At 73.8% G+C, this 12,609-nt stretch carries 10 protein-coding genes; 5 read left to right on the forward strand and 5 right to left on the reverse strand.

Annotated features, from left to right (window positions below; genetic code table 11):
- Positions 1-77 precede the first annotated feature (77 nt).
- The 4 genes from C2142_RS41555 to C2142_RS14750 form a co-directional block, all read right to left on the reverse strand.
- Positions 78-1,328 (reverse strand): histidine kinase, encoded by a 1,251-nt coding sequence (locus C2142_RS41555; protein ID WP_277347256.1) that lies wholly within the window; start codon positions 1,326-1,328, stop codon positions 78-80.
- An 8-nt stretch (positions 1,329-1,336) separates the two neighbouring features.
- The gene (locus C2142_RS14740; RefSeq protein ID WP_148643061.1) at positions 1,337-2,059 is read right to left on the reverse strand and encodes an ABC transporter permease; all 723 of its coding nucleotides are present in this window, start codon (positions 2,057-2,059) and stop codon (positions 1,337-1,339) included.
- Positions 2,056-3,012, reverse strand: coding sequence for an ABC transporter ATP-binding protein (locus C2142_RS14745; protein ID WP_148643062.1), 957 nt, complete (start codon positions 3,010-3,012; stop codon positions 2,056-2,058). Before C2142_RS14745 ends, C2142_RS14740 begins: the two co-directional genes overlap by 4 nt.
- A gap of 175 nt (positions 3,013-3,187) precedes the next feature.
- A complete protein-coding gene (locus tag C2142_RS14750) occupies positions 3,188-5,386 on the reverse strand; it encodes a prolyl oligopeptidase family serine peptidase (protein WP_148643063.1) in 2,199 nt (732 codons plus the stop codon).
- Positions 5,387-5,697: 311 nt separating this feature from the next.
- Here C2142_RS14750 and C2142_RS14755 point away from each other — a divergent pair, with 311 nt between their 5' ends.
- The 5 genes from C2142_RS14755 to C2142_RS14775 all read left to right on the forward strand — a co-directional run bounded on the left by C2142_RS14755 (position 5,698) and on the right by C2142_RS14775 (position 11,774).
- On the forward strand, positions 5,698-5,892 hold the full coding sequence (locus C2142_RS14755; RefSeq protein WP_148643064.1) for a DUF2304 family protein: 195 nt from the start codon (positions 5,698-5,700) through the stop codon (positions 5,890-5,892).
- A 53-nt stretch (positions 5,893-5,945) separates the two neighbouring features.
- Positions 5,946-6,896 (forward strand): N-acetyl-1-D-myo-inositol-2-amino-2-deoxy-alpha-D-glucopyranoside deacetylase, encoded by a 951-nt coding sequence (mshB, locus tag C2142_RS14760; RefSeq protein WP_148643065.1) that lies wholly within the window; start codon positions 5,946-5,948, stop codon positions 6,894-6,896.
- Entirely contained in the window at positions 6,893-7,390 is a 498-nt protein-coding gene (locus C2142_RS14765; protein WP_241002582.1) for a DUF6113 family protein, read from the forward strand. Before mshB ends, C2142_RS14765 begins: the two co-directional genes overlap by 4 nt.
- 239 nt (positions 7,391-7,629) lie before the next feature.
- Positions 7,630-9,942 carry a peptidoglycan binding domain-containing protein gene (locus C2142_RS41560; RefSeq protein ID WP_153882782.1) on the forward strand — a complete coding sequence of 771 codons (2,313 nt, stop codon included), beginning with the start codon at positions 7,630-7,632 and terminating at the stop codon, positions 9,940-9,942.
- 122 nt (positions 9,943-10,064) lie between these two features.
- Positions 10,065-11,774, forward strand: a complete 1,710-nt coding sequence (locus tag C2142_RS14775) for an ABC transporter family substrate-binding protein (RefSeq protein ID WP_148643067.1) — start codon at positions 10,065-10,067, stop codon at positions 11,772-11,774.
- Between the two features lie 62 nt (positions 11,775-11,836).
- Here the strand turns inward: C2142_RS14775 and C2142_RS14780 are convergent.
- Positions 11,837-12,609 (reverse strand): oligopeptide/dipeptide ABC transporter ATP-binding protein (locus C2142_RS14780; RefSeq protein ID WP_241002584.1); only part of this gene is annotated, 773 nt, incomplete at its 5' end.

The following is a 12,609-nucleotide window of genomic DNA, read 5'->3' on the forward strand; positions in this document are numbered from 1 at the left end:
GCCCCCCGGCACGGCGGCACCCTGCGGGTCGCCCCCTCCCCGCGCGGCGCCCGCTTCGTCCTCGAACTCCCCGACGCCTAGGAGGCGTTGGCCGCGGGGCTGGAGACCTCCCGCAGCGGCACCAGCGCCCGCAGCCGGAAGCCCTTCCCGCGCTCGCCCGGCCCGGTCTCCAGTCGGCCGCCGACCAGTGCCAGCCGCTCGTCCAGTCCGGAGAGCCCGTTCCCCGGCGCCGACTTGCCCGGCCCGGCGCCGTTGTCGGCGATCTCCAGGACGGCGTACCGCTCGCCGCCGCCCTCCCACACCTCGTCCCCCCGCACGGTGCAGAGCGTGGCGCCGTCACCGTGCCGGACGATGTTGGTGACCGCCTCGCGCAGCGCCCAGGCCAGCGCGCCCGCCTCCTCCTGGGCCAGCCCCGGCCAGGCGTCGACCAGTTCCGGCGCCGCCTCCAGGTGGACCTGTGCGGCCGCCAGCGCCGTACGGGCGGCGGCGAGTTCGACCGGCAGGGTGGGCCGGCGGAACCCGGTCACGGCCTCCCGGACGTCGATCAGCGACTGCCGGGCCACCTGCTCGATGTCGGCGACCTGCGCCCGCGCCGCCCCTTCGTTGCCGCCGTCCATGAGGCGGCCGGCCAGCTCGCTCTTCAGCGTGATCAGCGACAGCGAGTGCCCGAGCAGGTCGTGCAGGTCCCGGGCCAGCCGCAGGCGCTCCTCCGAGGCGGCGAGGTGGGCGACGGCGGCCCGGGCCTCGCGCAGCTCCCGCATGGTGGTGACCAGCCGCTGGAGCCCGGTCATCGCGACGCCGGAGAGGAAGGCGGTGAGCGCGATGGTGGGGATCGCCCCGGAGTCGGCGTGGCTGAGCAGCCCGACCACCACGGTGAGCCCGGCCATCACGCCCACTCCGGCGAGGCCGTACCGCGGCGGCGCGATGATCGCGACCGCGACCGAGGCGTAGGTGAACAGCGTCAGCCAGGAGGTGCCGAGGCCGAAGGCGGTGACGACCGCGATGACGGCCATCATCGCCACCACCGTCTGGGCGGCCCGCGGCGGCGCCCCGGGGCGGGAGCGGAAGACCACCAGGCTGACGTAGGCGCCGACGAAGACGGCCAGGGCGGCCCAGCCGGCCACGGTGGCGGCCGTCGTGTGCTTGTGCTGGAGCAGGTCGCCCACGGGGTAGGCCAGGTAGACCATCCAGAGCAGCATCCAGCTGACCTTGACCAGCAGCTGACGCCTGGTCTCCACCGGGGCGCCGGGGACGTTCATGAACGACATGCGCCCCGCCTCCGCCTCCGGCTGCTCGTCGGACCGGTGGCTGCGGGGCGTGTCTGACATGGACGCCATCATGCCTGCCGGGTGTCCCGGCGGTACAGCGCGGCCGCGGCGGCGGTGAAGAGCACCAGGAAGCCGGTCAGTCCGGCCACCGCGACCAGGTCGAACGAGTCCCCGGGCCGGGTGAAGGTGGCCAGCCTGTTGTACAGGTACACCGGGTTGAACCGCGCGACCGTCTCCAGCGTGCCGGTCACCGGGAACCACGTCCCGCCGAAGAGCGCCATCGCCATGTAGGCGATCATCACGATGGTCTGCACCGAGTCCGGCGCGGCCGCGTAGCCGAACGCCACCCCGAGCGCCGCGAAGACGAAGCTCCCCAGCCAGAGCGCCGCCACCAGGCCGGCCCACTGCCCCGCGCCCAGCTGCACGCCCTGGGCTGCGCCGACCGCGAACACCACCAGGATCGCGGGCAGCGTGGTCACCGCGCTGGAGGCGATCTTCGCCACGGTGTACGCGCGGCCGGGCAGCGCGGTCAGCCGCAGCTGCCTGGTCCACCCGCTCTGGCGCTCCAGCGAGATCCGCTGCGCGGTGCCGGTCAGCACCGAACCGACGGCCCCGAAGGTGGCCATCGACACCATGAAGTAGGTCTTCACCGGCAGGCCGCCGGCCGAGGCGTCGGTGCCGTACGCGTGGATGAAGAAGAAGTACATCAGCGCCGGGTAGAGGACCGTGAAGAGCAGGTACTTCTTGTTGCGCAGGGTGCGCAGGACCTCCAGCCGGATCAGGGTGGTCATCGCACGGCCTCCGTCGTGAGCTCGCTGGTGCCGGCGGCGTCCTGCTCGCCGGTGATGGTGAGGAAGGCCTGCTCCAGGCCCAGGCCGGTGACCTCCAGGCCGCGCGGGTACAGGCCCGCCCGGTAGAGCCCGGCGACGCCCGCGTCGGCGTCCGCGGTCCGGATCCGGACCGTCCGCACCCCCGGCACCCGGGAGCTGACGTCCAGCGCCAGCGTGCCGGGCAGGGTGCGCAGCGACGGCTCGTCGAACGGGCCGTCCGTCTCGTGCAGTTCGAAGGTGATCCGGCGGGCCCCGGCCTTCGCCTTGATCTCGGCGGAGGTGCCGTCGGCGATCAGCCGGCCGCGGTGCAGGACGAGGACGCGGTCGGCGATCGAGTCCGCCTCCTCCAGGTAGTGGGTGGCGAACAGCACCGTGCGCCCGGCGTCGGCCTGCGCCCGCATGCTCGCCCAGAACGCCTTCCGGACGGAGACGTCCATGCCGGTGGTGGGCTCGTCCAGGACGATCAGGTCGTTGGCGCCGGCGATCGCCAGGGCGAAGCGGACCCGCTGTTCCTGGCCGCCGGAGAGCCGGTCGACGCGGCGCTCGGCCAGGTCGGTGATCCCGGCGTCCTCCAGCACCTCCCGGACGGCCCGGCCGCGCGGGTGGACGTCGCAGGCCAGCCTCACCAGCTCGCGGACCTTGACGTCGGCCATCAGCCCGCCGCTCTGCAGCATCGCGCCGACCCGGCCTGCCGCGATCGCCGCGCGGGGGGCGCCGCCGAACAGCGAGACGGTGCCGTGGTCCGGCTCGCGCAGGCCGAGCAGCAGGTCGAGGCTGCTGGACTTGCCGGCGCCGTTCGGGCCGAGCAGGGCGACGGTCTCCCCCGGCCGCAACACCAGGTCCAGCCCGTCGACGGCCCGCACCCGCCCGTAGTTCTTGCTGACGCCCCGGAAGGCGGCCACCTCCGTGTCCATCGCCCCGGTCCTCTCCCCTGCTGGTGTCGTTCGCACCACCTCAGGGTTCCGCGCCGGCCCGGTACGGCGTCAGTGCCCGCCGTCGTGCCTTCGGCATGACGGATGTCATGCCGGCGGCCGGCACCCGGGTCACGGGTACCGGCCGCCGTAGCCGCAGGCCGCCAGGGGCGGGGGGTCAGATCCCCAGCGACTTCCTGACGAAGTCGACCTGGAGCAGCAGCAGGTTCTCCGCGACCTCCTCCTGCGGGGTCATGTGCGTCACGCCGGACAGCGGCAGCACGGTGTGCGGGCGGCCGGCCGCGAGCAGGGCGGAGGAGAGCCGCAGGGTGTGCGCGGCCACCACGTTGTCGTCCGCGAGGCCGTGAATGATCATCAGCGGGCGCTCCAGCCCGGCCGCGTACCCGCTGAGCGAGTTGGCCGCGTACACCTCGGGCCGCTCGGCGGGGTGGCCGAGGTAGCGCTCGGTGTAGTGGGTGTCGTACAGCTCCCAGTCGGTCACCGGGGCGCCGGCGACGGCCGCGTGGAAGACGTCCGGGCGGCGCAGCACGGCGAGCGCGGAGAGGTAACCGCCGTACGACCAGCCGCGGATGGCGACCCGGCCGAGGTCGAGCGGGAACTCCCCGGCCAGCGCGTGCAGCGCGTCCACCTGGTCGTCGAGGGTGGCTCCGGCGAAGTCGAACGCGATCGACTTCTCCCAGGCCGGACCGCGCCCGGGGGTGCCGCGCCCGTCGGCGACGATCACCGCGAAGCCCTGGTCGGCGAACCACTGGGAGTTGAGGTGCGGGTTGTGCGCCTGGACGACGCGCTGGCCGTGCGGACCGCCGTACGGGTCCATCAGGACGGGCAGCAGGCCGTCCCGCTCCCGGTCGTAGCCGGTGGGCAGGAAGACCGCGGCGGGGATGCGGCGCTCGCCGGCGAAGCGGAAGACCGGGCGGGCGGTGATCACCGGGGTCTCGGCGTAGGACTCGATGGTGGCGATGTCGTCCACCACCACGCCCTCCGGCAGGTCGCGGGCGACCTGGACCAGCGTGCCGGGCAGGTCGGGCTCGGCGGTGGTCCGGACGGTGATCCCGGCCGCGTGCACGGCGCTGGTGACGGAGGTGAACGGGCGGCCGTTGGCGGCCTCCCAGCCGAGCCGCTTGCCGTCGTGGTCGATCCGGCCGACGGCGATCCAACCGGGCTCGGGGTCGGTCTCGCCGGCGCCGCCGGAGGCGGTGAAGAAGACCTCGTCGGCCGTCACGGCGAGGACCGAGCGCAGGTGCAGGTCGGCCCCGGTGACGGCCTGGTCGCCGATCACCAGCGCCCGGACGCCCTCCCGTCGCCCGCCGTCGCCCTTCTGCGGAGCCTCGCGCACCTCCTCGATGTCGCTGATCCGGACCAGCTTGCCGTCCGGCGTCCAGGCCGGGACGCCCGGGAACAGCTCCAGCCAGGCGTCGTCGCGCTCCTCGTGCAGCACCTCGGTCGCGCCGGTCTCCACGTCCACGCCCAGGATCCGCTGGCTGCGCTGGTCGCGGGCCTGGACGAGCAGCAGCGGCACGCCGCCCTTCGACCAGTGCACCCGGGCCAGGTACGGGAAGGCCGCGCGGTCCCAGTCGACCTCGGCCCGGGTGCCGTCCAGTCCGAGGACCCAGAGTCCGACCTCGGCGTCGGCGGTGCCGGCGGCCGGGTAGGCGATCTCGGCGGGCTCGCTGCCGGGGTTGGCCGGGTCGGCGATCCACCAGCGGCGCACCGGGCTGTCGTCGGCCCGCTCGACCAGCAGCCGGTCGCTGTCCGGGGACCACCAGAAGCCGCGGTCGCGGTCCATCTCCTCCTGGGCGATGAACTCGGCCTGGCCCCAGGTCACGTTCGCGCCGTCCGGCTCGGCGAAGGCCCAGTCGGCGGTCGAGTCGGTACGGGTGAGCCGCAGCTCGCCGGCGGTGTTGGCGTACGCGACGAAGGTGCCGTCCGGGGAGAGCCGCGGGTCCAGCAGCGGGCCCTCGGCGGGCAGCTCGGTGGTGGTGCCGGCCACCAGGTCGGCGGTGAAGAGCCGGCCGGACAGGGCGAAGGCGGCCAGGGTGCCGGCGCCGTCCAGGGCGTAGCCGACGATGCCGGCGGAACCCTCGCGGCTGCGCTCGCGGCGGGCCTTCTCGGCCGGCGAGAGGTCCTCCTCGCCACCGCCGAGCAGGACGGCCGGGTCGGCGGCGATCCGCTCCTCGCCGGTGGCGGTGTCGAGGGTCCAGAGCAGGTTGGCGCGGTCGCTGCCGGAGCGCGAACGGAGGAAGACGACCCGGGAGCCGTCGGATGCGACGGAGAACGACCGGGGAGCGCCGACGGTGTAGCGCAGGGTGCGCGCGTACTGCCTCGGGAAGGTGTCCGCAGGGGTGTGGGAGGTCATGGCACCAGACCCTATGACGTTCCGGTGCCACCGCCCGGTGCATCGTGATCACTCGTTCGGAGCATCGTCCCCGAGCGTGCGCCGAACGGCCCCACACCCCTTCCGACCGGCCCGTGCGCCCCGTTCGTGCCACCACGCCCCGGCGTGTGCAGACTCACTGAACGTAATGCTCCGCTCACCCATCGGGTATGACTGGTCCAGCGAGTGATCGTCGGCCCCGTCCCGGGCCCCGGTCACCCGGCCGAAGGTCCCCACGGTCCCGACCGCCGCCCCCCGAGGGGCGGCGCACCCGAGAAGGGGTGTGAGCCGACATGGCCCTGTCCGTCTCCGCAGCCATGCTGTTGCTGGTCATCGTGGTGGTGCTGATCCGCCGCTCCGGCCTGAAGCTCGCGCACGCGATCGTCTGTGCGCTCCTGGGCTTCTACCTGGCGTCCAGCTCCATCGCCCCCTCGATCAGCCAGGTCACCAGCAACCTCGCCGGGATGATCAACGGCCTGAAGCTCTGACTCCCCGCGGCCGCCCGCCGGGCCCCCGCCAGACACGCCTTAGGCTTCCTCCCATGACTACCGGCCGCCGCCTCCTCCTGGTCCACGCCCACCCCGACGACGAGTCGATCGGCAACGGCGCCACGATGGCCAGGTACGCCGCCGAGGGCGCCGGCGTCACGCTGGTGACCTGCACCCTCGGCGAGGGCGGCGAGGTGATCGTGCCGGAGCTGGCCCACCTCACGGCGGACCGGGACGACACCCTCGGCCCGCACCGGATCGGCGAGCTGACCGACGCCATGCGCGCGGTCGGCGTCGCCGATTTCCGTTTCCTGGGCGGAGCGGGCCGCTACCGCGACTCCGGGATGATGGGCGTCCCCGACAACGACGTGCCCGGCTGCTTCTGGCAGGCCGACGTGGACGAGGCGGCCGGCCACCTGGTCGCGGTGGTCCGCGAGGTGCGGCCGCAGGTGCTGGTCACCTACGACGAGAACGGCGGCTACGGGCACCCGGACCACATCCAGGCGCACCGGGTCGCGATGCGCGCGCACGAACTGGCCGCCGACCCGGCGTACCGGCCCGAGCTCGGCCCGGCCTGGCGGATCGCCAAGGTGTACTGGAACCGGATGCCCCGCTCGGTGCTCGCGCAGGGCCTCGCCCGGACCGCCGCCGAGGCGCGGTTCCCCGGAGTCGCGCAGCCGGCCGACGTCCCCGGCGTGGTGGACGACGCCGTGGTCACGGCCGTGCTGGACGGCGCCGCGTACGCCGCCCGCAAGGCCGCCGCGATGGCCGCGCACGTGACCCAGATCACCGTGGACGGCACCTCGTTCGCCCTCTCCAACAACCTCGGCCAGCCGCTGGTCGCCACCGAGTACTACCAGCTGGTGCGCGGCCAGGCCGGGCCGCAGCTGCCGGAGACCGACCTCTTCGCCGGCCTGGACACCACCGCGGACGGCGGTATCGCGGACGACCCCGCCGCGGACGACGCCGTCGCGGCCCGCACCGCCGAGGGGAGCACCCGATGACCGGGCCCACCGACAAGAAGGCACCCGCCGACAAGAAGCCGCCCGCCGACAAGAAGGGGCCCCGCCGGTCGGTCACGGCGGCCGTCCTCGGCACCCGGGACGAGCGCCTGAAGGAGCCCCAGCCCCCGCTGGCCGGGCGGATCGCGGCTTATGTCCTGTTCTTCCTGCTGGGCATCGCGGTGTCGGTCTGCGGAGCATTTGTGCAGGCCTTGTGGCCGCCCGTGGGAGTCCTGCTGGCACTGGCCGCCACCGCGGCGACCTTCTACGCGGGCCTGCGGGTGACCGGCACCCGGCTCGGCGCGGCGCTGCCCGCGGCCGGCTGGTTCCTCGCCCTGCTGCTCCTGATGGTCCCTCGGCCGGAGGGTGACAATGTGCTCTGGACCAATGCCACGTCGCTCGCCTGGCTGTTCGTCGGATCGATCCTGGGCGTGATCTGCGCCACCCTGCCGACCCGCACCAGCTGGTTCCCCGGAGTGCCCGGCCCCCCGCGCTGACCGCCCCGCGGGGCCGCGTACCGTACCGCGTACGACGAGCAGTCAGGACCACCCGGCCGTACTCTCATACCGGAGGAACCGGACGTATCAGGTTTTATCCGAACCGGTTCGCCTCCCAGTTCTTCCCAGTATGGTGGTGCCGCAGAACGCCGTACCCGACCGCCGCCCGCCAGGCCCGGCGCCCACGAACCCCGCGGTCGCGCCGCACGGCCCGCCCGCGAACCCGGAGCAGAGCAGCATTGAGCAGCCGCGAATCTGAGAACGCCCACCCGACGCCTCGGCGCACGGGTCCGGACGCCTACCCGTCGGGCACCCCGCCCTACGGCACACCGGGGTTCCCCGGCGGCGACCGTGCGGGTGCCGGTGCCGTCGAGGGCTCGGCGCCGGGTGACGAGGACGAGGCCCCGAAGACCGAGACCACGCTGACCACGCGGGTCCGGATCAACATCCCCGGCTCCCGTCCGATCCCGCCGGTGGTGGTCCGCTCCACCGTCAAGAACGAGGACGGCCCCGGCGAGGAGAACCCGCCCGCCGCCGATCCGGCCGGCCCCCGGCACCGCTCGGCCGCCCCGTCCTCCCCCGTGCTCGGGGTGATGGACGGCAGCCCCCGGACGGCCACCCCGCCGAACCTGCCGCCCGAGTGGGAGATCCCGCCGGCCACCTCGGAGTCCGAGTCCACCGGCGCCTGGTTCCGGCCGCGCCAGAAGAAGGGCGCGGCCGCCGAGCCCGCCCCCGCTGCGGCTGCGGCCGCCGCCGGACCGGCCGCGGCCGCAGCGCCCGGCACCGGCACCGAGGCCCGCCCGAACGGCGCGCGCCCGCAGAACGCCGGCCGTTCGCAGCAGCAGGGCCCCGGTGCGGCCCGCCAGGGCGGCCGCCCGCTGCCCGCCCAGGCCTCCGCACCCGCGCCCGCGCCGCGCCCCACCGGTGCGCCCGCCTCGCCGTTCGGCGCTGGACCGGACACCCCGGCCGACGAGGCCGGCGTGTACGAGGACGCCCCGTTCGCCCAGGGCGCGCCCGCCGACCCCTTCGCCCCCAAGCGCGACCTGCCGCGCCGCAACCCGCAGGGCGGCGGCCGTCCGCAGCCGCAGGGCCAGGGTCGTCCGGACGGCGGTGCGCCCGGCGCCGCGAACCCGGAGGACACCTCGGTCGACGGCTTCGAGCCGATCCGCGAGGACACCGCGCCGCCCGCCGCCATATCCGGCCTGCCCCAGCGCGGCCCGTCCCAGAACGGCCTGCCCCAGCGCGACCGGTCCCAGAACGACCGGCCCCAGAACGGCCGCCCGCAGCCGGGCCTGTTCGCCTCCGCCCCGGCCGCCACCGACCCGTTCGCCGCCCAGCGGCCCCCGGCCGGCGCCGAGCCGTACGGCGGCGCCGCCCCGGGCAGCCTCTTCCCGGGCGCCCCCGGCCGCCAGGGCGAGCCCGCCGCCCCGGCCGACCCGTTCAACACCTCCCCGGCCCAGCCGCGCCCGGGCGCCCGCCCCGGCCCGGACGGCGAGGCCCCGGCCGGCTCCACCCCGGTGCCCGCTCCCGGCCCCCGGCCGGGCGAGTCCGCCAAGCCGGCGGCCCCGAAGGCGGAGGCCGCCAAGGCCAAGCGGGGCGGCTCCGGCAAGAAGCTCGTCAAGCTCGGCGTCTACGGCGTCGGCGGTGTGCTCTTCCTGGGCGCCGCCGCGTACGGCACCGGCCTGATGATGAACCAGTCCGACATCCCCAAGGGCACCGTGGTGCTCGGCACGGACATCGGCGGCAGCAACCGCGACCAGGCGATCCACCAGCTCGACGAGAGCGTCGGCAAGGCCGGCCAGCAGCCGGTCAAGCTGAAGATCGGCGACCAGACGCTGGACCTCGACCCGGCCGTCGCCGGGCTGAGCTTCGACACCACGGCCACCGTGGACAAGCTCACCCAGCACTCGTACAGCCCGGTCGACGTGATCACCTCGCTGAAGGGCGACGAGAAGGCCGTGCCGCCGGAGGTCAAGGTGGACCGGGCCAAGCTCAAGGCCGCCCTGGAGACGCTGGCCGCCGGCTCGGGGCAGGGCCTGACCGAGGGCTACGTCAAGTTCGGCGACAACGGCGAGCCGGTCGTGGTGCCCGGCAAGGCCGGCCAGGCGGTGGACTCCGCCTCCGCCGTCGACCAGGTCGAGGCGGCCTACCGCGACCGCGCCTCGGGCAAGGCCGAGCAGCCCGTCGCGCTCACCGTCACGGCCGCCCAGCCCAAGATCTCCCCGCAGGCCCTGCAGGCCGCCGCGGACAGCCTCGGGAAGTCCGCGGTGAACGGCAGGATCCACCTCGTGGCCGGCGCCAAGAGCTGGGACTTCGGCCCGAAGACGGCCCCCAAGACGCTCACCCTGGTCCCGGACGCCTCCGGCAAGATCGCGCCCAAGTGGGACCTCGACGCGCTCAACGGCCAGCTGGCCGGCGTGTTCGACAAGGTGAAGGTCAAGAAGAACGGCCAGACCGCCACGATCACCCCGCAGGACGTCGCCGACGCCATCACCTCGGTGATGGACAAGACCGGCGACAAGGACCGCACCTTCAAGTTCACCGTCGCCTGACCCGTTTTCCCGAGGGGCGGGCCCGATCCGGGCCCGCCCCTCGACAACTCCGCTCCCCGGTCAGCAAGATGTGACGCCGCACCACGCACACCGCCTGTCACATCTGCATCGGGAGAACCACCATGGGCCGCCGCCACCTGTCACGCCGCACGGCCCTGGTCGCCTGTCTCACCGCCGTCTCGCTCTCGTTGACGCTCTGCGCCTGCACCGCCGACCAGGGCTCCGCGGCCCTCCCGAGCACGCTGGAGACGCCCAAGCTCACCGCCGTGGACGTCAACCCGCACGACCGTGCCGACCTGCGCCAGGGCGGCACCCTGAACGTCGCGATCGCCCAGTTCTCCAGCCAGTGGTCGCCGGTCCACACCGACGGCAGCGAGTCCTCGACCATCACCGTCACCAAGCCGCTGCTGCCGACCTTCTTCCGCTCCGACGCGGCCGGCACCCAGACCGCCAACCCGGCCTACCTGCAGGACGCCCACGCCGAGGTCCGGGACGGCCGCCAGGTCGTCACCTGGACGCTCAACCCGAAGGCCCGGTGGTCCGACGGCACCCCGATCACCTGGCGCGACATCGAGGCCAACTGGCGGGCGCTGAACGGGACCGACCCGGCCTACAAGGCCTCCAGCAGCACCGGCTTCGAGCTGGTCACGGCGGTCGAGAAGGGCAAGGACGAGTTCCAGGCCGTGATGACCTTCGAGCGGCCGTTCTCCGAGTGGCAGTCCATGTTCAACGGCGCCGCCAACGCCCCGCTGCTGCCCGCGAGCAGGCTCGCCACCCCGGAGCTGTTCAACACCGCCTACCTGGACGCGATCCCGGTCACCGCCGGACCCTTCAAGGTCGAGAAGCTGGACAAGGCGGCGCAGACCGTCACCCTGGCCGCCGACCCGGCCTGGTGGGGCGACAAGCCGATGCTGGACCGGATCGTCTTCCACGCCATGCTCCCCAACACCATGGCCGGGGCCTTCGGCGACGGCACGGTCGACTTCTTCAACAACGGCCCGGACGTGGCCGGTTACCAGCTGATCAAGAGCACCAAGGGCGCCGCCGTCCGCCGCGCCGGCGGGCCCGACTTCCGCCAGTTCACCCTGAACAGCAGGAGCCCCGCGCTCACCGACCCGGCCGTCCGCCAGGCCGTGTTCCAGGCGATCAACCGGGACGTCATCACCCGCACCGACCTTGCCGGGCTCGACTGGCCGGCCGTCACCCTCAACAGCCACCTGCTGGTGGCCAACCAGAACGCCTACCGGGACAACTCCCTCGGCCTCAGCCGCTACGACCCCTCCGACGCCGTCCGCAAGCTCGACGCGGCCGGCTGGAAGCTCGACGGCGACGTCCGGAAGAAGGACGGCAAGGAGCTCAGCCTGCGGATGGTCATCCCCGCCGGCGTCACCCAGGCCCAGAACGAGGCCAACGCCACCGTCCGGATGCTCAGGGACGTCGGGATCAGGGTCACCGTCGTCCCCGCGAAGGCCAACGACTTCTTCGACAAGTACGTCAACCGGCACGACTTCGACATCGCCGCGTACTCGCTGCTCGGCACGCCGTTCCCGGCCAGCGGCAACCGGGCCAACTTCGCCCAGAACGGCGGCACCAACCAGTCCCAGGCCGGCAGTCCCGCCGTCGACTCCGCCCTCGACCGGGCCTCGGCGGCGACCGACGCCGCCACCGCCTTCGAGGCCATCAACCAGGCCGACGGCGAGCTGTGGAAGGTGGCCGGCATCCTGCCGCTCTACCAGCGCCCGCAGCTGTACGGCGCCCGCGCCGACCTCGCCAACATCGGCGCACAGGGCCTCTCCGACATCGTCTGGGAGAACGTCGGCTTCACCAAGTAGTGGGCCGGGCACCGGAGTCGGCAGGACCCCGGTGCCCGGCCGGGTTCGGCCGGGCGGGCGGCTCAGCCCGCGCCGATCACGTCCCGCACCTCGGCGAAGTGGCACGCCGACTCGTGCGCGGCCGGCCCGGTCAGCGCGGACGGCACCGCCAGCAGCGGGACCTCCGTGGAGCAGCGCTCCTCCGCCTTCCAGCAGCGGGTGCGGAACCGGCAGCCGGACGGCGGGTTGGCCGGCGACGGCAGGTCGCCGCTGAGCAGGATGCGCTCGCGCTGCTCGCGCCCGGTCGGGTCCGGGACCGGCACCGCGGAGAGCAGCGCCTGGGTGTACGGGTGGGTCGGGTGGGAGTAGATCTGGTCCTCCGTCCCGATCTCGACCAGCTTGCCGAGGTACATCACGCCGACCCGGTCCGAGATGTGCCGGACGATCGAGAGGTCGTGCGCGATGAACATGTACGACAGCCGGAACTCGCTCTGGAGCTGCTCCAGCAGGTTGATCACCTGCGCCTGCACCGAGACGTCCAGCGCGGAGACCGGCTCGTCACAGATGATCACCTCCGGCTTCAGCGCCAGCCCTCGGGCGATGCCGATGCGCTGGCGCTGCCCGCCGGAGAACTGGTGCGGGTACCGGTTGATGTACTCCGGATTGAGCCCCACCACGTCCAGGAGGTCCTGGACGGCCTTGCGGCGGTCGCCCTTCGGCGCCACCTCGGGGTGGATCTCGAACGGCTCCCCGATGATGTCGCCGACCGTCATCCGCGGGTTCAGCGAGGTGTACGGGTCCTGGAACACCATCTGGATGTTCCGCCGCACCGCCTTCAGCCCCGCACCGGACCGGA

The organism is Streptomyces sp. CB01881, from assembly GCF_002953255.1.
Lineage (GTDB): Bacteria > Actinomycetota > Actinomycetes > Streptomycetales > Streptomycetaceae > Kitasatospora.